The organism is Streptomyces sp. NPDC055239, from assembly GCF_053606205.1.
The window spans coordinates 303385-325331 of sequence record NZ_JBSGRD010000013.1 but is presented as its reverse complement, the minus strand read 5'-3'; the positions used below and the strand labels follow the sequence as shown (position 1 = coordinate 325331).

Sequence of the window (21947 nt, the reverse complement as noted above, 5' to 3'; positions counted from 1 at the left end):
GCCGCACGTATCGCCGCCAGCTGCGGCACCGAGGGGATGACCGCCTTCGCAGGGTCGTACTGCGGCGGCCGGACACCGTCGAGCGGACTCCCGTCGTAGAGCCCCAGCCGGTGAGCATCCAGCAGGATCGACTTCACCTTGTCGAACGCGTTGGACTGGGTGGCCAGCCCGGCCCCGTTGCGCTCCATCGCCTTGATGAACCCGTCCACCACCTTGTGATCGAAGGCATCCATCCGCCGACTCCCCAGCGCAGGGAAGATGTGATGCTCCAGCAGCGAGTCCAGATGCCGCAACGAGGACCCCTCCAGATGACGCTGACTCTCCCGCCACTCCCTCGCATACTCCCGAAACGACATCGCCCCATACTTCGCAATACGCACCGCCCTACTCGCACGGCCCGGCGTAGCCCTCTTCGCGTTGTAGACATCCGTCAAACGCGCAATCGCCGCAACGTCGGTCTCGAACCCGGACTCAACGGTCTGCTTCCCAGCGGCGTTGCGGAACTGGATCTTGTAGAGGTGTGGGCACTTCGGCCATCTCGACTGGGCGTGATCGCAGTCCTTGAAGAAGGTACCCATGCCGTGCGCCAGGGTTCTGTTCGCCATCGGTCGCCGACTCCTGAAGTCCAATGCTGACGGTTTGCTGACCGCCCGAGGACTGAGGTGCCTCTGACCTGCGCAAAGCAGCGAAGTACTCTCTATGTGGTGGAATTTCATCGGGCGGTCACACGAGGACATCGCACAGGCGCGCTCGGATTGGATGACAGGGACCCGGTTCGGTGAGGTGCAGGGGTACGACGGGGACCCACTGCCCGCCCCGGAACTCCCGTCGGTGCCACTGAAACCCCGGGGGCGGGCGCGCTGATCTGCGAGGACGTCCGAAAGGGTCGGAGTGCAGGATGTGATCTTGTGGGGGCGGGTTTAGCAAACCTAATGCTGACCTTTCTGATGGCATGTCAGGTCGACTTCGTGCGGCTGCTGCCACCGAACCTGCGTTTGCCTAGCCGCCACCGTCATCGAGAGCCGGTCATTCCATTGCTAGCTCGTGGCTCGGTTGAGCGGGAGAGGGCGCATGGGCTCCAGCGGTTCGTGGCCGGGTCTGCTCGCGAGAGGGCTGGTTGGAGACGCTCAACAAACCACATGGTTTCTGCCTGATGGCGGCTGTGCAGGCGTGGACAGGTCTCGGAGCGGCTTCGTGCTGAGAGGAGCACATCGGCCACATGTGCATCGCGTCCCATCAGGTTCTTCGTCTGCTGGTGGTACATCAGTTGCACCCATGCTGGCCAGCGGAAACGGCAGTCGGTGAGGCTCCTTGGCGTGGGCTGGTCCGAAATTGGTCCGGATCTTGGTCCGGGCAATCGTCCGAGGCGCCGATCGTTGGGCTGGACAGCTCTATGGCGCCTCTGTCGACCCGGCCCGGGTGCCCATGGAGCTGTTTCGCCGGGAGACGGCCGCACCTGCCTGACCTCGACCGCAAGGCTAGGGCAGCAGCGATAGTCGAGTTTCGGGCACTCACAGGACGGCACGGCCGCTCGGCGTTTTAGCAGTGGCTGATCAGCGACGTGGCCTACCCGTACTGCGCTCGTACCCGGACGGCACCGGGCTGCTCAAGTGTCTGCGGGCGTGATGCGCCTGGTCTCGTTGTCGGTGGCTGATGTTGCAATGGGGCCACACACAGGCCGATGTAACCCGATCGGTGAAAGGTGAAAGGGAGCCGCATGACCAGCCCACAGAACCCGGAAATAACCGCGCTGTTGCAGCGTATGGCGCACAGTCTTGCCAAGGGGGCGCCCAGGGGCTGGCAGCGGGCGTCGATCAGCGTTCATGCCGACCGGCACGGCACGGGTGGGCACGGGGCGGTCAATGTTCTCGCAGACGGCAGGTCGCGCCCCGGATCCGTGCGAACACCCAAACAGATGCAGCAAGTATTCGAGCTGGATGACACCGGGGCCGACGAGCTGGCCATCGACCTGGTGGTGTATCCCGACGGCCGGTTCGAGGCGGTGACCAGCCGGGCGGTGGTGCGCAAGTCGGGTGGCGCACTTGGAGAAGCGGACTATGTCTATGTCCTGCAGCCTGACGTCCGTCCGCCCGACGCCGGTGATTTCCAGGCCGGACCCGCGCGCCTCTTGCAGGCGGGGGATCCGCAGGAGGCGGTGCGGCTGCTGTGGGCGTACCTGTGCAAGCGGGCCGAGATCTTCGGACGGGAGCCAGGACGACTTGAGTGCTTCGGGGATGAGTTGCCCGCTCCCCGGGATGCTGAGGAGATCAAGGACCTTGAGCGGGCGCTGGGTGTGCGGCTCCCGGACGACCTGCGCGCACTGTACGCAGTGGCTGACGGCGATGGCGGGGACGGCGGTTCACGGCTCTTCGACCGCCATCCCTGGCTGCGCCTGGACCAGTTGGTCGCCCTCCATCACGCGGACCGGTGGTGGGCGGCGGGCGACACCTGGAAGCATCACACGCTCGGTTCAGTGCGCTCCGAGCGCTCCGATGGCCTGCCGCACGCCACGGTGCGGTCCTCGGCCGACCGCCCCGGCTGGATCATTTTCGCGGAGAGTACCGGCGGTGACTTCCTGGCGGTGGACATGGACCCGGCCGAGGGCGGGCGTCCGGGGCAGGTGATCAGGATAGGACTGCACCACGACAATGGCCCCGTCTATGTGGCCGACTCGGTGACCGAACTGCTGCGGCTGCAGTTGGAGGCATTGGAGCGCGGCGACTACCTGTGCGATGCCGCCTGTGAGGAGCTGTGGATTGATGCAGGGCTGCCGAAGCGCCGCGGCGACACCGCCGACGGAGCAGGCAACGGAACGGGCAGCGCAGGTGCGGCGGCTGACGCCTCCGTACATCACGTGCAGGTGACTAGTGACGCGGAGCTGGCCGCGCTAGCGGAGCATCCTGCGCTGGCAGCGGTGACGGTGCGATCTGCCGAGCCCCTCTCCCTGACACCGCTGCGGGACTGCCCCCGGCTGTACGGCCTGGATCTGTCCCGGGCCGCAGTGCGCGATCTTGGAGCGGTCATCGGGATACCGGGGTTGCGGTACCTGGCGATGCGTGCGGAGCAGTGGCACGAACTCACCCAGCAGGCAGGCCGCCCGCCCGGCCTGGCCGTCGCTGTGTTGGCCGACGCCCCCTCGCCCGGGACTCTGGCCGCGTGGGCGGTGAGCCTAGGCGCCGACAGCTACGACGTCCGGTGCTACAGCGGCCGACTGCCGGAACACGCTTAGCGAAGAATCAATTTGAACGACCCGCCGAAGTGGCATCCCACCGGGCGCGGTTGCCAAGGTCACCTGTAGGCCGTATCGATTGCTTCCGCCCCTGCCGCAGGGCTTGCAGCGGAAGGGACGGAAGCAATCGACGATGACCGCCCGACCCTCGTGCCGGGCGACTCGACCCTCAAGCTGTGAACTCTGTTGTTCTTCCGACTCTGTTGTCGGGGATTCTCTCCAACTGCTCGGCTTCTTCTTGATCCGGCTCCGATGCGAGTATTTTCTCCGCGTGGTGATCAATATTGCGGGTGAGGGTGATCTGCGCGAGCCCGAAGACCACGGCATAGGCCGTGACGTCACGCCACGTGGTGGGTGCCTTGATCAGTGGCAGCCATTCGGTGTCCACCAGAAGCAGTCCAAGCACCGCTGTGAGTGCCCCGATGGGGAGCTTGCTGAGTTCCTGGTAGAAGGGAAGGCTGTAGGGGTTCCAACTGCCGCCCATCTTTTGTAACCGCCCCACTACGTGAGCGGGCGCTCCGAGCATGCCCAGAAGCATGATCAGACCGACGTCACAGGAGCCGGATTCCGCTGCACGGTGGCAGCCTGGGATCGCTCCTGCACGGAGCAAGGCCACCGCGACGGCCACCAGGAGCAGCGGAGTCAGGACGCTGCCTGCTCGGATGAGTCGATTACCGTGCTCTGGTCGGCGCCCGTGGGGGTGCCCGCCGTGCCCGGTTCGGTTCTCTCGCAATCGCCGCCAGAGTGGACGTGGACCATGTGCACCCGCTCGCAGGGGGAGTAGCCCTTAGGGAGGCTTTGCTCACTCGACGCCAGACTCGTGACTGCGCTGGTCCCAGAGCTCTACGATTACTCAAGCTGCGGCAGTGAAAGTTGGGGTGATGGGGGCGTGGGGGCATTCAAACGGGCGTTCTGGGCGCTCGACCGCTACTTGGGGGGCGATCGGCCACCCCTGTGGCCGCGCGGGCGGTTCTTGCGCCATCCGCTGCTCTGCGGGCTCGTCGGCGCTCTCTTTTTCGGCGGCATCTGCGCTTTGGCCGTTGGGAGGGTGGACCTTCAGATCGCCCTGTACAGCATGGTAATGGGCCTATTTTCAAGCCTTCTTGTCGTAGGCGAACGGAAGCGGCTGGACCACTACGGCGTCCCGTGGAGGAAGGTGCGCGACGGCTGACGGGTCACATCCGAGCTCCGAGCCAGAAGTGAGATGATCTCGGCGTGGCTGGTGTGATCACGGCGTCGGAGCCGTCCTGGATAGCCCCATTCACCGGGCTGAGCCCGCGCGCTTTCGCGAAGTTGGTGACGTAGTTGCGGCGAGAGGGCGTCGACGCTCCGGGCAAGGGTCGGCCGTGGAAGCTTCCCCGGGAAGGCCGCGTGCTGCTGGTGGGGCCTACTGGCGAACAAATCTCACGCCGTATCAACTCATGGATGGAACACGGGTGCCCGCCCGCGATCACAACGTTGCCGAGCAGTCCAAGAACTTTTGATACTCGACGAACTACCAGGTGGTCATCGACGCCGACACCCGCAAATCTCACAAGCAGGTCCTATGCCGCTCGAAAATACGATTCGGTGTTGTGAGCTGCGGCGAGTCCGTTCGGTCAGGCGGTTCTTTCGTACTGGTTGATCAGGCCTCCGAGGAGGCGTTGGCGCCGGATCCGGTGGGCCTGGAGATCGGTGACGGTGGCTGGTTCGGTGCTGTCCGGGGGCAGTTGCTGCCGGGACTGGTGGGGGCGGTGTCCGTTGTAGTGCCTGATGTATTCGACCAGGACTGCGCGAGCGTGGGCCTCGTTGTAGATCAGCATGCGGTCGAGGAGCTCGCGGCGGAGGGTGCCCACGTCTCTCTCGCGGATCGCGTTCGCTTTGGGCGCCTGCGGCGGGCTGAGCAGGATCTCCACGTCGTCGGCCTCGAAGACGGTGTCAAAGGAACGGGTGTACTTGCTGTCCCGGTCCCGGAGGAGGAAGCGCAGCGACTCCAACCGGTGCCCCTGCGCCATGGCAAGGTTCCTGGCCTGCTGAACGGTCCACGCGGCGGTGGGGTGGGCGGTGATGCAGGCGAGGTGGACGCGGCGGGTGCCATGTTCGATGAAGATCAGGGCGTACAGGCGCTCGAGCGAGATGGTGGCCAGGTGCAGGAAGTCGGCGGCAATGATGCCGTGGGCCTGGGCGGTCAGGAACTGCCGCCAGGTGGGGCCGGAGCGCTGCGGCGCGGGGTCGATGCCGGCTGTGTGGAGGATCTCCCAGACTGTGGACGGGGCGATCGGGTAGCCGAAGCGGGCGAGTTCGCCCTGTATCCGGCGGTGGCCCCAGCTGCTGTTCTCCTGGGCCATGCGCAGGATGAGCTGTTTAACGGCGGGCGCGGTGGAGGGTCTGCCGGGGCGGCGGTGCCGCGTGAACATCCACTTCCTGGCTATGAGTTGGCGGTGCCAGGCCAGCAGTGTGGTGGAGGTGACCGCGAAGGCCTGGCGCCAGCGCTCGCGCAGAACGAACCGCGAGAGCGCGGCAAGCCAGATTCGGTCTGCGGGCTCGTAGCGGACGCGGGCGATCTGACGGCGCAGCACCGCGTTCTCATGCCGTAACGCGAGGACCTCTGCGTCCTTGGCCACGCGGCTGCGGAGCACGGCAGACGGCAGCTTGATCAGATTCCGGACCAGGGTGGTGACGATCGACAGCGACATCGAAGGAGCATCCCAGGCGCCATTGAGGCTGTTGCCCCGCGTGGAGAAGCTGCAGGCCAGAACCGGAATCCTATTTCTGAGCGGGACAGGTACTGGATGCTGCCGCTCGACAGGTTCCCGAGCACGGTCGCCCACATCCGCGGGCTGACCTCGGGCGCGGCGCACGAACGATTCGAGTTCACGCTCACCGCGCTGCTCGGCGGACTCACCCCGGGCCCGCCGCGCGCACAGTCCGCGACCGACAAGTAGGTCGAGCAAGCAGCCCCAGTACGGCACGCAAGCGCATCCAACCGATCCCAAGGGGGCAACTGCGGCTGCTTTCGCCTCAAGTCGCATCGGGTGGCGGCGTGACTCCTAGAGTCCCCGCCAGGGCCGGACAACCAGCCTTCACATCCCTCGGAGGAGGACCCGTGACCAGTGTGGAAGTGTCCCTCAAAACCCTGCTGAGCGAGGCCGAAGGAGCGCTCGGAGCCGCCGTCGTCGACTACACAAGCGGCATGGCGCTCGGCACGCTGGGCGGCGGCAAGGACCTGGATCTGAACGTCGCGGCGGCCGGCAACACCGACCTGATCCGCGCCAAGGTGCGCACCATGGAGATGCTGGGCCTCAAGAGCGAGATCGAGGACATCCTCGTCACTCTGGGTACCCAGTACCACCTCATCCGTCCGGTGACCGGAAGGTCGGGGAACGGTCTTTTCATCTATCTCGTCATCGACAAGGCCCGGTCGAACCTCGCTATGGCGCGCCGTCTCCTCCAGCGTACCGAGGAGCAGATCGAGGTGTGAGCTCCGGCGTTTTTTCTACGCCCGCTACTTGAAGAATTTTTCAAGCCACTACCTCTGCATCTTCTGAACTCTCGGATCGAGTAGCCCCGGCCGGGGAGGATGGGACGTCACGCCGGGCGCGGCGGCGGTCAGGGCCGCCGCGCCCCCATCTCAGGGCCTCATCCGCGTCAGGAAAGTGGGAGATCCCGTGCAGGCGCCCCTCTACCAGGTCAAAGCAGAGTTCTTCCGCATGCTCGGGCACCCGGTCCGCATCCGTGTCCTGGAACTCCTGCAGAACGGGCCGGTATCGGTACGGGACCTGCTCATCGAGATCGACGTCGAGCCCTCGAACCTCTCTCAGCAACTCGCCGTACTGCGCCGCTCCGGCATCGTCGTCTCCGCCCGCGAAGGCACGACTGTCACATACGCCTTGGCCGGTGGCGATGTCGCCGAACTCCTGCGTGCAGCACGCCGCATCCTCACCGAACTCCTCGCCGGCCAGACCGCCTTGCTGGCCGAACTCCAGGACTCCGAGCAGCCCGTACAACCCGCCGCGCACTCGCCTCAGTCCTGACTGCGGACCAGAGCCGTCGTGACGTAGCAGCGAGGTTCAACGTCCTCCGGTAGCGGCCCGCCGAGGGACTCTGTGGGTGCCGAAAACCCCGTCCGTGCTGGTCAGGCGACGTGTCGGTACTCGTGGAGGGTGCCGGCGAGACGGTCGCGTCTGTGGATGTCCAGGCGTGTGGGTCGGTCGGGATCGGTGATCGGGTTGGGTAGGGCCCGGAGTGGGGTGGCGGCCTGAAGGCTGCGGTGTGGGCGGTGTTCGTTGTAGTGGTGTTCGAACTCGCGCAGGGTGTGGCGGAGGTGGCGTTCGTTCCAGATCAGGGTGTGGTCGAGAAGCTCGCGGCGGCAGGTCCGTACCCACCGCTCCATGTGCGAGTTCATCCGGGGAATGCGCACGCCAGCGAGTACGGTGCGGATGCCGGCCTTGGCGAGGATCTCGTCCATGAGTGCGGGGTACTTCATGTCCCGGTCCCGGATGAGGAACCTGGCCCGTGCTCCTGCGTCGGCCAGGTCCATGGCCAGGTTCTTGATCGATTGGGTGACCCAGTCGTGGGTGGGGCGGGCGGTGGTCCCCAGGATGCGGATGCGGCGGGTGCCGTGCTCGATCACGGCAAGGATGTACTGCCGCTGTCCGGTCAGCGAGATCGTCTCGAGGAAGTCCATCGCCAGCAGGGCGTCGGCTTGCGAGCGCAGGAACACAGCCCAGGTCGTGGTGGTGCGCTGGGGTGCCGGGTCGATGCCCTCCTTCCTGAGGATCTCCCACACGGTTGAGGCGGCGACCTTGATGCCCAGAGTGGTGAGTTCGCCGTGGATGCGCCGGTAGCCCCAGGTGTGGTTCTCTCGGGCCAGGCGCAGTACGAGGACGCGGATGGAACGCACGGTGCGCGGGCGGCCGGGCCGCTTGGGGGCGCATGTCCTGGCGTGTCGGTGGCGCATCAGCTCCCGGTGCCATCGCAGCAGCGTGTCGGGGCGTACCGGTAGTCGCAGTCGGCCCAGGGAGGCCCGCGGGAGATGGTGGAGCAGTGCCGCGAGGAAGGTGCGGTCCGCGGCGGTGAATGCGACCCGGTGAGGGGCGCGTTTCCGTAGCAGCGCGTCCAGTTGGTGGCGTAGGGCGAGGGTCTCGGCGGCCTTGTCGTGGTCGCTCGCCCACAACAGCCGTATCGCTGCGAACAGATGGGTGATCGTCAGGTATGCGAGACGGGTCAGCACGAGCCGTCATCCTGCCCCATTGTGCCGATCACCGGGCGAGTGAGGTGACCTGCGCGGACGGAGTTCTCGGCACCTACAGTGTGCTGAACCCGCCGCCGAAGCGAAACGCCCTGCCCAGGTGGACACGCCCGCCATGTCAGTTCGGGCACCGGATTCTGCCCTGTAGCCTCTCGCGGCGATTCGATGGCCACTAATAGCATCGAACTGTTCGCCTACGAATTGGTTCGGAGCTGGTTCTCGCCCGTTCCGAATCAGCCCGCCCATGACCGGGGTGGCCTCGTAGCCGTGGCTGTCCTTGAAGAGACCGAGGGGGATTCATGTCAGAGGGCTTTCAGACGCCAGTCCTTTTCGTCGCCTATCACCGCACAGACTTGGCTCCTGTCCTGATGGATCGGATCCGGGAGGTGCGGCCGGCCAAACTGTTCATCGCCATGGACGGGCCGAAGTCCGATGTCCCGGGTGATGATCTCGCGGTCGCCGAAGTGCGTCGGATCATCGAGGAGAAGATCGACTGGCCTTGCGAAGTCCAGCGCAGATACGGGGACAAGAACCAAGGCTGCAAGGTGAACGTGGCCGGTGCGATCGACTGGTTCTTCGAGCATGTCGAAGCCGGCATCATCATTGAGGACGACACTCTCGCGGATGTGTCCTTCTTCTCCTTCGCCGAGGAGCTGTTGAACCGTTACGCGGACGACAGCGAGGTGATGCATATCGGTGGCACCCACTACCTTGAGCCTCATCTTCGGCCGGAGTCGTACTACTTCTCGAAGTACAACACCATCTGGGGTTGGGCCACTTGGCGGCGTGCTTGGCAGCATTACGACATGTGGATCTCCGACTGGCCCGAGATCGTGAAGAGCGGAGTGCTCGCAGAGCACTTCCCCGACCCGACGGAACGCGAACTGTGGGAAGGGCGTTGGGGTCGCATCTATGAGGGAAAGGGGCAGGACGACTGGGATTACCAGTGGTTCCTGATCTGCCTCCTCCGCGGCAAGGCAATCATCCCGACGGCGAATCTGGTCACCAACCTCGGCTTCCGGGCGGACGCGACACACACCGCGGACCCAGGCCATGAGTTCGCGGCACTGGCCTGCGACGAGCTGACGTGGCCGCTGACCCATCCCGCGACCAAGGACAGGGACCGGGATCTCGACGAACGGATCTTTGAGCAGTTGGTGGCCAGGGCGCCGTTCGTGCAGGAGATGCGGCGGCTGAACCAGGCCGCCGGTCGTTGATGTCCAGCCATCGGCCGCAAGCCCGCCACACCGCTCGTACCGGGGGAACCATGCCGCCCAGGAGAACCTTCCAGCGCGCGGTCGTCACCGGGGGAGCGGGGTTTCTCGGATCGCACCTGTGTGATGCCCTCATCGCCTCGGGGTGCGATGTGGTCTGCGTGGACAACTTGTGCACCGGGTCACGCGAGAACGTCGGCCACCTGCTCGGCCACCCGCGTTTCGCCTTCGTCCGGTCGGACGTCAGTGCCGCGCTCCATGTGAACGGTCCCGTCGATCTCGTACTGCACCTGGCCTCACCGGCCTCGCCCGTCGCCTACACCCGCCTGGCGATCGAGACACTCCAGGTCGGCAGTCAGGGGACCTCTAACGCCTTGGAGCTGGCGGGCGAGAAGGGTGCCCGCTTCGTCCTCGCCTCCACTTCCGAGGTCTATGGAGATCCGCTCCAACATCCCCAGGCTGAGAGCTATTGGGGCAACGTCAACCCGGTCGGCGAGCGCTCGATGTACGACGAGGCCAAGAGGTTCGCCGAGGCGCTGACCGTCGCCCACGCCACGCGCCGCGGCGTGGATGCCGGAATCGTGCGGATCTTCAACACCTATGGCCCGCGCCTGCGGTCGGGGGACGGGCGCGTCGTTCCGAACTTCATCCGCCAGGCGCTCGCGGACGACCCCATGACCGTCCACGGGGACGGCACCCAGACCCGGTCGCTGTGCTACGTCGACGACACCGTGGACGGAATCCTCCACCTCGCGGCAAGCCCGCACCTCGGCCCCGTCAACATCGGCAACCCCGAGGAACTCACCGTCACGGAACTGGCCCACCGGATAGGCGGGTTGGTCGGGTCCGCGTCGCCGCTGCGCCACCTGGGCCTCCCGGCGGACGATCCGAAGTGCCGGTGCCCTGACATTTCCCGGGCCGACGCGCTGCTCGGGTGGAAACCGTCCGTCTCGTTGGAAGACGGACTGCGCCGGACGATCGCCTGGTTCTCGAAGAACCAGGAAGCACAGGACCAGGAAGTGCCGGACCAGGAAGCGCCGGACTTCGAACCGGCGGCCACGAGATCTCCCCGGGGCTCGAAAGAGAGGAGCGTCCCATCATGAGCGAGAGCCGGAGGGAACGCCGGGCGCGCCAGCTCCAAGAGTTCAGCGAGTTCGACCCAGGTGCTCTGGCCCCCGTCCCCGAGGTGCCTCGAAATCCGGTTTCCGTATCCTGCGAAGGTCCGGGTCCCGCCGTGGTCGAGCCTGCGGTCGACGATGTCGACCTGGCCGGTTGGTGTGCGACGGAATCCGAATCCATCAGATCCCTTCTCCATGAGTACGGGGGAATCCTGTTCCGGGGGTTCCGTCCGCCCAGAAGTGAACTATTCCAGCGGTTCTTCGCCGCCGTATGCCCGCACTCCATGGATTACCAGGACCGTTCCTCTCCCCGGTCCGTCGTGGGTGACCGGCTTTATACATCGACCGATCATCCGGCGGACCAGACCATCGCGATGCACAGCGAGCTGTCGTACTCGGCAAGTTGGCCCACCTTGCTGGCCTTCTATAGCGACAAGGCGGCTGACACCGGCGGCGAAACGCCGATCGCCGACACCCGGGTCGTGTTGCGAAACCTCTCCGCCCCGACGCGTGAGCGTTTCATGCGACTGGGCGTCCGCTACCGGCGCGAGTTGCGCACCGGCGTCGGCCTTTCCTGGCAGGAGGTACTCGGAACGCAGTCGAGAGACGCGGCCGAGCGGACCTGCCGCGAACTCGGAATGCGCCACGAGTGGATCGAGGACGGCCTTCGTATCGAATGGACCCGGCCCGCAATACGGCAGCACCACGTCACCGGAGAGCAGGTGTGGTTCAACCACGCCTCCTTCTTTCACGCGGAGTCGGTGGAACCAGGCCTCGCCGACGCTCTCGAGGCGGCCGAGGTGTCGCCGTTCACCACCGCCTTCGGCGATGGCTCGCCCATTACGGGAGAGGTCGCGACGGAGATCCGGAGCGCTTACGAGCGGGCGCTCGTGGTCCGGCCGTGGGTCACCGGCGACATCCTCCTGCTCGACAACATGCTGATGGCGCACGGCCGCCTGCCCTACCAGGGATCACGAAGGCTGCTCGTGATGATGGGCGGACCGGCCTCGCCGTAGCCCCGCGCTTCACCCAGCCGCGTCGATCGCAGACATCCCCCCGAAGATGGAGACCGAGGTGCGTCTACACGGGCTCTCCGCCCAGCAACGCCGGAGCTGGCTCCGCGATCCGGAGACGCTCCGGATGAGCGAGTGCGTCCTATCTCTTCCGTACGCCATCGGCATCGACGAGGTGCGCCGAGCCCTCACCACGCCCGCCGTGCGTGAGGGGGCCGCTCGGCGATTCGCCAGGCAGCCGGACCGGATGGTCCCGGTCCGGCTGAACGAAGAGCCGCAGGTCCCCACGGTGACGACCGAGGAGGACGGGCACGGGCGGGCGGCCGTCGAAGGCGCGGGCAGCTCTGGGGTGTCGCGGGTTCCGGTCGAAGAGTGGGGCATCACCGTCCGGATATCCGGCGGCGGGCATCGGCTCGTCGTATCCGCACCCACCCTGACCCACGACGCCACATCGCTTCTGCTGTGGGCGCGCGACCTCACGGCAGCGCTCGCCGACCCGGACGGCGACGGCATCGCAGGATCCGCGGGCGCGCCCGACTACCAGCACTACACGCGCTGGCAGGACGCGGTGCTCTCGGACATGGACTCGGAGGAGCGCGAGTACTGGCAGGCGAAGCGGGACGATCTGACGCGCTGCGCGTCGCCCCTGAGCACGACCGCACGCTTGGAGCCCGGCCGCGCATGGGAGACGCTCCCGGTGGAGACCGCGGGCCCTGACCTGGACGACCTCCTACGCACCGCCGAGAAGCTGGACGCGGAGCCGGAAGACCTGCTCCTCGCCTGCTGGGGCTTCCTCGTGGCGCAGAACGCGGGCGTCACCGACATCTGCCTGGGCGTCACCTTCCCCGGCCGGGACGCCGAGAGCTTCCACACGCTCCGCGGCCCGCTGGCCAGGACACTGCCGATGGGGTTCACCAGCACCCCGAGCCTGCGCGATGCGACCCGCGCCGTACGGGAGTCGCGTACCGAACTGGCCGAGTGGCAGGAGTGCTTCGACTGGGGCCTCGAGCCCGACGACCCGGTCGTCTTCCCCGCAGGCTTCCGTGCCCTCACGATGCCCGCCGAGCCGCCATCCGGTCTCCCCGGCGGCGCTCACGTGGAAGGCCTCGTGGACGCGGACAACGCGGCCACTGTGTTCTGCTCCGTGCTGCGTACCGGTAGCAAGCTCCAGCTCCAGCTGGACTTCGACCCGGGCGTCCACGACCCGGCGGCCGTACAGTCCCTGGCCCGTCAGTTCCAGGTCTTGTTGCGGCATGCCGCCCAGGAGCCGGAAGCCCCGCTGCCTGGACGTCTGCTGCACGAGGACGACTTCCACCGAGCCGTGTCCACCTTCGCCGGACCGTCCAGGACCCGTCCGGACAGCGGTGCCGCCGAGCTGTTCCGGCGGCACACCCTGCGCGCGCCCGGTCATCCCGCGCTTGTCAACGGCGCAGAGACCGTGAGTTACGCCCAACTCGACGCCTGGGCGGGCCGGATCGCCGGACGCCTCGCCGATCACGACGCGGACTACGTCGGTCTTCTCCTCGGCCCGGGTGCCGCGCTCGTCGCCGCGATGCTCGGCTGCCTCTACTCCGGGAAGACCATGGTCCTGATGGATCCCGGCCATCCGGACAGGGTTCTGCACCACATCCGCGACGACAGCGGCCTGGGCGTGCTGATCACGGAACGTCCGTACGCCGAGCGGGTCGGTGACTGGGGCGTGGCAGCATTCTCCGCCGACGAGGAACGCTTCGGCGAAGGAGCAGTTGCCGCTCCGGTGCCCGCCGGACAGACCTGCCCCGCCTACGTCATCTACACCTCCGGCACGACAGGGCGGCCCAAGGGGGTCGTCGTCCCTCAGCGGGCGCTGGTCAACTACGCCCTGTGGCTGGGCGAGGACCTGGGGTTCGACGACCGCGACCGCCCGGCGCTCCTCACCTCCGCCGCATTCGATCTGGGTCATACGGCACTGTGGGGCGCGCTGCTGCACGGCGGCACACTCGTCGTGCCCTCGCAGGACACGCTCGGCGACCCGCACCGCCTCTTGGACGAACTGGTACGGGAGCGCGTCACCGCGCTCAAGCTGACCCCGTCCCTCCTGCGGCTGCTCCTTGACACGGACACCGGACAGCTCGCACGGCTCGCGCCGCGCCTGCTGGTTGTCGGTGGGGAGGCCGTGCGTCCGGCCGACCTCGAACGGCTCCACAAGGCCAGCCCGGCGACGGTGATCGTCAACCACTATGGTCCGACCGAGACGACGGTGGGCTGCGTCGCGGAGCGCGTCCAGCCGTCCGAACTCGCGGACTTCCTGCGGCGGCCCGTGCTTGGCACGCCGATCGCCAACACCACCGTGCACATCCTCGACGAGAAGCTGCGCCCCGTGGCCCCCGGTGTCATCGGCGAGATCTGCGTCGCCGGTGACGGGCTCAGCGACGGGTATCTGGGTGACCAGGACCTGACTGCCGTGCGCTTCGTCGACACGCCCCGGACGGGTCGTGTGCACCGCACCGGCGACCTGGGGATGCGGTTCCCTGATGGACGTATCGCCTTCTCGGGACGTGCCGACAGGCGACACAAGGTACGCGGTCACCGCGTCGAACTCGACGGCGTCGCGCAGATCCTGCGCGAGCACCCCGGTGTCGACGACGCGGCCGTCGTCATCGACACCGACTCGGCAGGACAGAGCCGGCTCCTCGCCTACTGCGTGCCGTCCACGGACCGAACCGGCCCGGTCGCCCGCCTGTGCGCTCTCCTCGACAGCACGCCCGAAGTCGCCCGGGGCTGGACGGAGTTGCCCGACGGGCGTCCGATCCTCTCGCTCAACCCGGCCGAGACGGCATTCGCCCACCAGGAACTGTTCGTCGAACGTGCCTACTTGCGCGAAGGGATCAGCGTCACCCCTGGCAGCGTCGTCATCGACGTAGGTGCCAACGTCGGCATGTTCAGCCTCCAGGTGGCGACCGAAGCGCCGGGGTCGCGCATCATCGCGGTCGAACCCGCGCCTGCGGCCTTCGCCCGGCTGCGGGCCAACAGCGCCCTGTACGGCGGCGCCTGGACACCGGTGGCCGCCGGGCTCTCGGCCGCCGCGGGCCGCGGCACCCTGACGTCGTACGCCGATCACAGCATGCTGGCCACGCTGCACCCCGCGGCGGAAGAGGACCGGCATCTGCTCAAGTCACTCGCGGAGCGGCGTCTTGGGCGGGGCCTCGACCGGACCGAGAGCGACCACCTGGACGAGCTGCTCGACGAACAGCTCGCCCCGACCGCCGTCGACTGCGAACTCACCACCCTCTCCCAGGTGATCCGCGACCACGGCCTCGGGCGGGTCGACCTCCTGAAGATCGATGCGCAGCGGGCGGAGTGGGACATCCTCCTCGGCATCGACGACGAGCACTGGCCGCTCATCCGGCAGATCGTCCTGGAGGCCCAGGGCGACGCTGCGCACCTCGGACGGATACGCGGGGCCCTCGTCGATCGCGGGTTCCGGGTGAAGGCCGAGGGGCAGGACCACACCGGCGCCGTCGGTCACGTCCTGATGTACGCGACGCGCCCCGGTACTGATCCACAGGACGAAGGGTCGACGCAGGCCCCGACGAGCTGGAGTTCTCCCCGCCGCTTCGTCGCGGACGTGCGGGAACACCTGGCCACGGAACTCCCGGACCACGCGGTCCCCGCACGCGTCGTCCTGGTTCCGGGCATCCCCCTGACCCGCAACCGCAAGGCCGACCACGCGGCCCTGCGCGCGAGGGCGCACGCGCTGGACATCGAACGGCGCCCCGCCGAGCCCACCACCGCCATGGGACAACGCCTTGCCGCGCTGTGGCGGACCGCGCTGGGTGTCGACGAGATCGGGATGGAGAGCCACTTCATCGAAGAGGGCGGGGACAGCCTGCGTTCCGCTCGGCTCGCCACCCGCATCCGGGACGAACTCGGTACGCACGTGACCATGACGGAGATCCTGCGGACCCCCCGCTTCGAGGACTTGCTCGAGCTTCTGATGACCAAGTCCACCGCGGCGGACCTGATCGCGTCCTCGTCCTGGGGCGACACCCATCCGCTGTCACATCTCCAGGAACGCATCTGGCTGCTGAGCCGCATGGAGGGCGGGAACGAGGCGTTCAACCTCAGCCGGGCCTTCCACCTGACCGGCGAGGTACGACCCGACCTCCTTGAGCAGGCACTCGCCGCCGTCGTCGACCGGCACGAAGCGCTGCGCACTGTCCTGCGGCAGTCGGAATTCGGCCAGCAGGTACGCGCCGGTGAGTGCCGCTCACCCCTGACCGTCGGCAGTGCCAAGGCCCGGTGGAGCCCGGCGGCGGCCGTCGAGCGGACGGCAGCGGAGGCCCGGCGTCCCTTCGACCTTGCGCGGGACGTCCTGCTCCGCGGCGCGGTGACGACGTTCGAGCACGGTGAGCACCTGCTGATCCTGACCACCCATCACATCGTCGCCGACGGGTGGTCCGTCGAGGTTCTGGTGGCCGACTTCTTCGAGGCGTACGGGCGTCTGCGCGCCGGGGAGGCCCCCTTCCCCGCGCCGCTGCCCAGACGGCACCGCGACTACGTCCACGCACTGGACGACCTGGCCAGCCGGGCCAGGGAGGAAGCCGCCGGCTACCTGGAGCGCTGGGCCGACCCCTCGGTGTCGATTCGGCCGTTGCCCACCGACGCCCCACGGCCGCCCGTACCGTCCTTCCGGGCCCGCAGCCTCCATCTGGAATGCGCGCCCGATGTGTACGAAGGTCTACGGGACCTGGCCCGGACCCAAGGCGTGACGCCGTTCGTCGTGTGCGTCGCGGCGATCCACGCGGTGCTCGCCCAGTGGACGGGGGAGCGTCAGCAGGTTCTCGCCGCCAGCCTTGCCGGTCGCGATCTGCCCGGCATACGCGACCAGGTGGGCCTCTTCGCGAACACGGTGCTGCTGCGCGGCGATGTGGTGCCGGGCGACCCCTTCGTACAGGTGGTGCGGAGCACCGGCGCTGAGGTGGAGGAGGCGCTGCGCCATCAGTACCTCGCGCTGTCCGATGTGGTCGACCGCATCGGGACACAGCGCCACGGCGGCCTTTCGAGCGCTCCTTCCGTGGGCATCACCTGGCACAGCATCGACAGAGCCGCCGAGGTGGCGGGCATCGCCGAGCAGTGTGGATTCCGCTGCGAACCCATCGAGATGGACGAACACGCGTCCCGCGCGGACCTTTGGTTCTTCGTCCTTCCCGGAGACGCGCTGCGGTGGCAGATCATCTACGACGCCGCACTGTTCCGCGAGGAGACGGTGGCCGCGGTCGCCCAGGACCTGTCGGAGCTGCTGCGGCAGGCGGCCCGCGACCCCGGTTTGCGGGTCGGGCCCGCCGCACCGGACTTCGAGGTGCACCTGTAGCGCCGGCACCCCCTATTCGCCTCCGCACATTGCTGTTCCCCACGTCACCACTCAGTCCGCCGGAGGGCACGTTGATGCACAGTGCACTGTCCCAACTCCGAATGTCACAAACGGGATTCGCCGACCAGCAGCCCCTGGAGGCGGCAGTCCGCCTGGAATCCGCTGCGTTGGCCGCCTTCGACCGAGCCGCACGGCACGATCGGTGGAGCGAACTGACACTCCTGCTCTCGGCTCTGACCTGGTACACGGCGGGCACGGGCGAAGACCGGCCCGTGCGCGTAGCAGTGCCGGGACCGGACGGCGTGGCGCGGTTCTTCCGCGTGCCGGTGGACCGCACCGCCTCGCTCCGCGCCCACGTGGGCGCCGTCAAGGAGCAACTGAAGGCCGCGCTGCGAGGGCGCCGTGGGACGCAATACGCAGACGGATACGGCGGGTGCGACGTGTACGCCGATGTGTCGAGCTCCGAAGAACCGCCGGAGCAGGGCGGGGTGCGCGTGCGCTACTCGGGCGAGGGCCGGATGCGCGTGTGGATGCCGGGAGGTCAGGGAAACCCGGAGGCCGCCGCCTCGGCGATCGGCCGGTTCCTGCTCGCCCTCGGCGACGCCGAGGCGCCCCTGGAGCGGATCGCCCTGCTGAGTGACGATGAGCGCGCGCAGGTCATCGGCTTCGGGACCGGCCCGATGAAGCCCGAGTGGACGCGCACGTCCCTGGTCGAGCTGTTCCGCGAGAGCGCCCGCATGTTCCCGCACCGGACCGCCGTGATCGACGGTGAGCGTGGCATCGACTACGCGGAACTCGACGCCGACAGCGACCGGATCGCGCATGACCTGCTCACCGGGCACGCGCTGGAACCCGGCCAGGTCGTGGCCGTCGCCCTGGACAACGGGATCGACGGCATCCGGGCCATGCTCGGCGTCCTGAAGGCCCGCGGAGTGCTCCTGTGGCTCGACCCGACCTGGCCCGAGGAGCGGCTCCGCGCCCTGTGCACGGACGCCGACGCGCGGGCCGTGGTCACCTACACGGGCCCGCCACCGGCATCGCTGAGCCGGATCCCCGCCCTCGCGATCGACGCCCCGTCCGCCGGTCGTGGCGTCGATCTGCCGCGGGTGAGTCCCGATGACACCGCCTACCTGCTGTACACCTCCGGCTCGACCGGCCTGCCCAAGGGTGTACTCGTCGGCCACGGAAGTCTCGCCAACATGCTGCGGGACCAGAGCGCGTATGTCGGCGTGACGGAGGACGACAGGGTGCTCCAGCCGTTCTCACCCTCTTTCGACGTCACCATGCTTGCCACGGGAGCGGCACTGGTCACCGGAGCCGCCGTCGTACCGGGGCGCATGCGGCACTCCACGGACGACTTCGCGGCGGACGTACGCGGGAGCGGAGTCACGGTCGCCTTCCTCGTACCCACGCTGCTCCGCTCGATGACGCCCGACGATCTGCCCGACGCCGGCACGGTCATCAGCGGCGGCGAGCCCTTGCGGGAGCAGGACGTGCGGCGGTGGTCCGGAGCAGGCCGACGGGTGATCAACTCCTACGGCGCGACGGAGACGACCTGCTGCACCAGCGCCGGTGACGTGGTGCTCGGCGGCGAGATCACGATCGGCACACCGATCGCCAACACCCGCATCCGCGTGCTTGGCACCGGGGGCGAGCTGATGCCGATCGGCGCCGTCGGAGAGATATGCGTGGAGGGCGCGGCCGTGGCGCGGGACTACCTGCACGCCGATGCGCCGCTGGCGCAGCCCGTGCCAGAACTCTCCGGTGTGCGCCGCTACCGTACGGGCGATCTCGGGCGGTGGTGTGACGACGGGCGCCTTGAGCTGATCGGGCGCCGTGACCGGCAGGTGCAGATCGGCGGCCACCGCGTCGAACCCGCGGAGGTCGAGGCCGCGTTGCTGAACGTTCCCGGCGTCGACGCTGCGGGTGTCGTTGTCGCGCAGGGGCGCCTGTGTGCGTTCGTGGCCGGGGACGACGCCCCGGAACCACGCGTGCTTGCGGCCGAGTTGTCCACGGTTCTGCCCACCCACGCACTGCCGGACCGCACGGTGGTCCTTGCGCGGCTGCCGGAGACCGCCGGTGGCAAGACCGATCTGGAGGCCCTCGCCCGTCTTGCGGCGGACGAGGACCAGGGCGACGGCGAGTCCACGGGCCCCGAAGGACCTTGGGAGGAGCGCCTGTTCGACCTATGGCAGGAACTCCTTGAGCGGGCCCCCGCCGGAGTGACCGACAACTTCTTCGGCCTCGGGGGCACCAGTCTTACGGCGCTGCGGATGCTGTCCCGGCTGGAACTGGAGACGGGCGTCGCCGTCGCCGTCTCCGCCTTCTTCGAGGCTCCGACGGTACGGGCCTTGGCGGTCCACTGCACCGAGGCCCTCGCGCAGCCCGCCCCGGCGCCCGAAACCGCCCCGGAATCCGGCCGCCCGGAGGACCACGACCAGCCGCTTCCGCTGTCCCCGGGGCAACTCGGTGTGTGGCTGGCCTGTGCTCGTGGCGAGGCAGGTGCCGCGTACAACGTTCCCCGGTGCTTCGAGCTGACGGGTGCGCTCGACGTCGACGGTCTCCGCGCCGCGGTGTCCGATCTCGGGCGTCGGCACGGGGCTCTGCGGACGACCTTCACCTCCCATCGGGGCACGCCGGTACAACGCGTCCACGCGGAGCCCTTGGCGTCCCTGGAGATCCTCCCGGCGCCCGCGAGCCCCGATGAGCGCACGGCGGTGATCGACACCCTCTGCGCCACCCCGCTCTCGCTGGAGGCGGGCCCCCTGCTGCGCGTTGTCCTCGTCGAAGGGGCGCAGTCCAGGACACTCGTCGTCATCGCTCACCACATCGTGTGCGAGGGGTGGTCGATGGCACTGCTGCTCGGTGACCTCGCGGCGCTGTACGAAGCCCGCACCCGGGGAACCGTGCTTCCGCGTCCGCCCGCCCTGCCCTACGAGGCCGTCGCCGCGCGGCAGAGCACGCAGGCGCACTCCGACCGGGCGGTCCGGCAACGGGCCGAGTGGCGAGAGCGCTTGTCCGGTGCCCGCGGGGTGACGTTCCCGACCGCCCCCGGCCCCACTGTCGCCTCGGCGGCCGGTGGCTGCATCACCCGCCGCTTGACCACCGTGGAACGCGACAGGCTGCACGAGTTCGCCCGCGCCCAACAGCTGAGCCCGTTCGCGGTGGTCCTCGCCGTCGTGTCCTTCGCATTGCGCGAGGCATCCGGGCAGGAGGACATCGTCGTCGTCTCGCCCGTGTCCCTGCGGGGTGAACCGGACCTTGACGACCAGATCGGCATGCACCTCAACATGCTGCCGCACAGGGTCGGCACACAGGGCGCGCACACCATGGCCGACGTCGTCGCCCGGGTGCGGGAAACGGTGCACTGGGGCCTGGACCGGCGAACCTGCCCGTACACCGACGTGCTCGCCGACCTCGGGATGCCGGGCGCGGCCTTCCCCGTCGAACTCGACTACCGTGCCGCCGATGTACGGGCGGATCCCGCCGAGTGGGCGCTGGGGGACGTCATCGGCCGACGGCTGCCCCGACGGACGGCGGTGGCGCGCAAGTTCGGCTGGGACCTGCTGTTCACGGAGGACGAACAGGGCCTGTGCCTCGAAGCGCTCTACGACACCGCGGCCCACACGGAGAACTCGGCCGAGGGCATCGTCACGCGCATCGCGAGGCTGCTTGCCGACACCGTCGACGGACGTGACCCGGCGCTGGCGGCGGCGCCCGCCGCGAGTGACGCGGCGACCGCCCTTGCCGCCCGCCGCGCCCGGCTCAAGCGCCGTATGTCCGGAGGTTCCGGGGCCGCTGCCCCGGCCGACGTACCGGCGCGCCTTCCCGAGCCCGGCCAGTCCATAGCCGAACGGCTCGAGAATGATCGGGAGTTGCTCGACGGCCTGGCCGACCACGGCGGCTTCGTGCTCTACCGCGAAACCGGCGCCGACTCGCCCGAGGGGTTCCGCAAGGTGCTCGACCTGCTCGGCTCCGCTCCGCTGCCCTACGAAGAGCGCTCCTCCGACCGCCGAGAAGTGGCGCCGTCCCTCTACACCTCAACGGAACACCCCGCAGACCAGCCGATCAAGCTGCACACCGAGCACTCGTACGCGCAGAGCTGGCCCTTGCGCCTGACGTTCTGCTGCATACGCCCGGCCGACTCCGGCGGCGAGACCAGCGTGGCCGACCTGTCCGAGATCACCCAACGGCTGCGCCCCGAGACCGTCGCCAGGTTCCGTGACGAAGGCGTCCGCTACGTACGCAACTTCGGCGGTGGCCTCGGCCTCGAGTGGCCCACGGTCTTCGGTACCGACGACCGCGAAGAGGTCGAGGAGTACTGCCGCCGCCATGACATCGCGTACGAATGGCGGGGCGACGACCGGCTGCGGACGACCTTCTGGCGTCCCGCGCTGCGGACCCACCCGTACACCGGACGGGAAGTCTGGTTCAACCACGCCTACTTCTTCAGCCCCAACAGCCTCGACCCCGCCCTGCGCGCCGAACTGCTCGACCACTGCGACGCGGACGACCTGCCCTTCCGGACGCTGTACGGCGGCGGGCAGGAGATCGAGGACCCGGTGATCGAGGAACTCGGGCGCGCCTACAACGCGACGCTGCGCAAAGTGCGCTGGCAAAGGGGCGACGTGCTGATCGTCGACAACATGTCAGCCGCCCATGGCCGCATGCCCTACCAGGGGCGGCGCGAGGTACTGGTTGCCATGTCGCACGGCCACACGACAGGACCGAACGCGTGAACATGTCGTCCAGCAGGCCGGTGCGCAGCACGCCCCAGCGATAGCTGAAGG

The 21947-nt window shown here is 68.3% G+C and carries 12 protein-coding genes and 3 pseudogenes; 11 read left to right on the top strand and 4 right to left on the bottom strand.

The features are described from left to right. A pseudogene (locus ACWFRJ_RS34845) lies at positions 1-605 on the bottom strand (tyrosine-type recombinase/integrase); the annotation flags it as partial. 82 nt (positions 606-687) lie between these two features. Here ACWFRJ_RS34845 and ACWFRJ_RS34840 point away from each other — a divergent pair. Together ACWFRJ_RS34840 and ACWFRJ_RS34835 are read left to right on the top strand one after the other, a co-directional pair. Beyond that, positions 688-864, top strand: a pseudogene (locus ACWFRJ_RS34840) (pirin family protein); the annotation flags it as partial. Between the two features lie 853 nt (positions 865-1717). Further along, a complete protein-coding gene (locus ACWFRJ_RS34835; RefSeq protein ID WP_453540228.1) occupies positions 1718-3229 on the top strand; it encodes an SMI1/KNR4 family protein in 1512 nt (503 codons plus the stop codon). Positions 3230-3398: 169 nt separating this feature from the next. Here the strand turns inward: ACWFRJ_RS34835 and ACWFRJ_RS34830 are convergent, their stop codons facing one another. Further along, the gene (locus ACWFRJ_RS34830; protein ID WP_453540225.1) at positions 3399-3857 is read right to left on the bottom strand and encodes a hypothetical protein; all 459 of its coding nucleotides are present in this window, start codon (positions 3855-3857) and stop codon (positions 3399-3401) included. Between the two features lie 587 nt (positions 3858-4444). Between ACWFRJ_RS34830 and ACWFRJ_RS34825 the strand changes: the two are divergent. Further along, positions 4445-4710, top strand: a pseudogene (locus tag ACWFRJ_RS34825) (IS5/IS1182 family transposase); the annotation flags it as partial. Positions 4711-4827: 117 nt separating this feature from the next. On the opposite strand, the gene ACWFRJ_RS34820 reads toward ACWFRJ_RS34825, so the two are convergent. Beyond that, positions 4828-5904 carry an integrase core domain-containing protein gene (locus ACWFRJ_RS34820; protein ID WP_453540222.1) on the bottom strand — a complete coding sequence of 359 codons (1077 nt, stop codon included), beginning with the start codon at positions 5902-5904 and terminating at the stop codon, positions 4828-4830. Between the two features lie 96 nt (positions 5905-6000). Between ACWFRJ_RS34820 and ACWFRJ_RS34815 the strand changes: the two genes are divergently transcribed. The 3 genes from ACWFRJ_RS34815 (at position 6001) to ACWFRJ_RS34805 (ending at position 7242) form a co-directional block, all read left to right on the top strand. Next, on the top strand, positions 6001-6153 hold the full coding sequence (locus tag ACWFRJ_RS34815; protein ID WP_453540219.1) for a hypothetical protein: 153 nt from the start codon (positions 6001-6003) through the stop codon (positions 6151-6153). A 161-nt stretch (positions 6154-6314) separates the two neighbouring features. Continuing rightward, entirely contained in the window at positions 6315-6689 is a 375-nt protein-coding gene (locus ACWFRJ_RS34810) for a hypothetical protein (protein ID WP_453540216.1), read from the top strand. Between the two features lie 187 nt (positions 6690-6876). After that, positions 6877-7242 (top strand): ArsR/SmtB family transcription factor, encoded by a 366-nt coding sequence (locus ACWFRJ_RS34805; protein ID WP_453540214.1) that lies wholly within the window; start codon positions 6877-6879, stop codon positions 7240-7242. Positions 7243-7343: 101 nt separating this feature from the next. On the opposite strand, the gene ACWFRJ_RS34800 is transcribed toward ACWFRJ_RS34805, so the two are convergent. Further along, positions 7344-8441, bottom strand: a complete 1098-nt coding sequence (locus tag ACWFRJ_RS34800) for an integrase core domain-containing protein (protein ID WP_453540211.1) — start codon at positions 8439-8441, stop codon at positions 7344-7346. 317 nt (positions 8442-8758) lie between these two features. Between ACWFRJ_RS34800 and ACWFRJ_RS34795 the strand changes: the two genes are divergently transcribed. From ACWFRJ_RS34795 to ACWFRJ_RS34775, 5 genes are all read left to right on the top strand, one after another. Further along, the gene (locus tag ACWFRJ_RS34795; protein WP_453540209.1) at positions 8759-9676 is read left to right on the top strand and encodes a hypothetical protein; all 918 of its coding nucleotides are present in this window, start codon (positions 8759-8761) and stop codon (positions 9674-9676) included. A gap of 50 nt (positions 9677-9726) precedes the next feature. Further along, complete coding sequence (locus ACWFRJ_RS34790; RefSeq protein WP_453540206.1) at positions 9727-10776, top strand: UDP-glucuronic acid decarboxylase family protein; 1050 nt, start codon at positions 9727-9729, stop codon at positions 10774-10776. Beyond that, positions 10773-11807 (top strand): TauD/TfdA family dioxygenase, encoded by a 1035-nt coding sequence (locus ACWFRJ_RS34785; RefSeq protein ID WP_453540203.1) that lies wholly within the window; start codon positions 10773-10775, stop codon positions 11805-11807. Before ACWFRJ_RS34790 ends, ACWFRJ_RS34785 begins: the two co-directional genes overlap by 4 nt. Before the next feature lie 46 nt (positions 11808-11853). Further along, a complete protein-coding gene (locus ACWFRJ_RS34780; protein WP_453540200.1) occupies positions 11854-17157 on the top strand; it encodes an amino acid adenylation domain-containing protein in 5304 nt (1767 codons plus the stop codon). A gap of 101 nt (positions 17158-17258) precedes the next feature. Further along, positions 17259-21896, top strand: a complete 4638-nt coding sequence (locus ACWFRJ_RS34775; RefSeq protein WP_453540197.1) for an AMP-binding protein — start codon at positions 17259-17261, stop codon at positions 21894-21896. Positions 21897-21947: the final 51 nt, after the last annotated feature.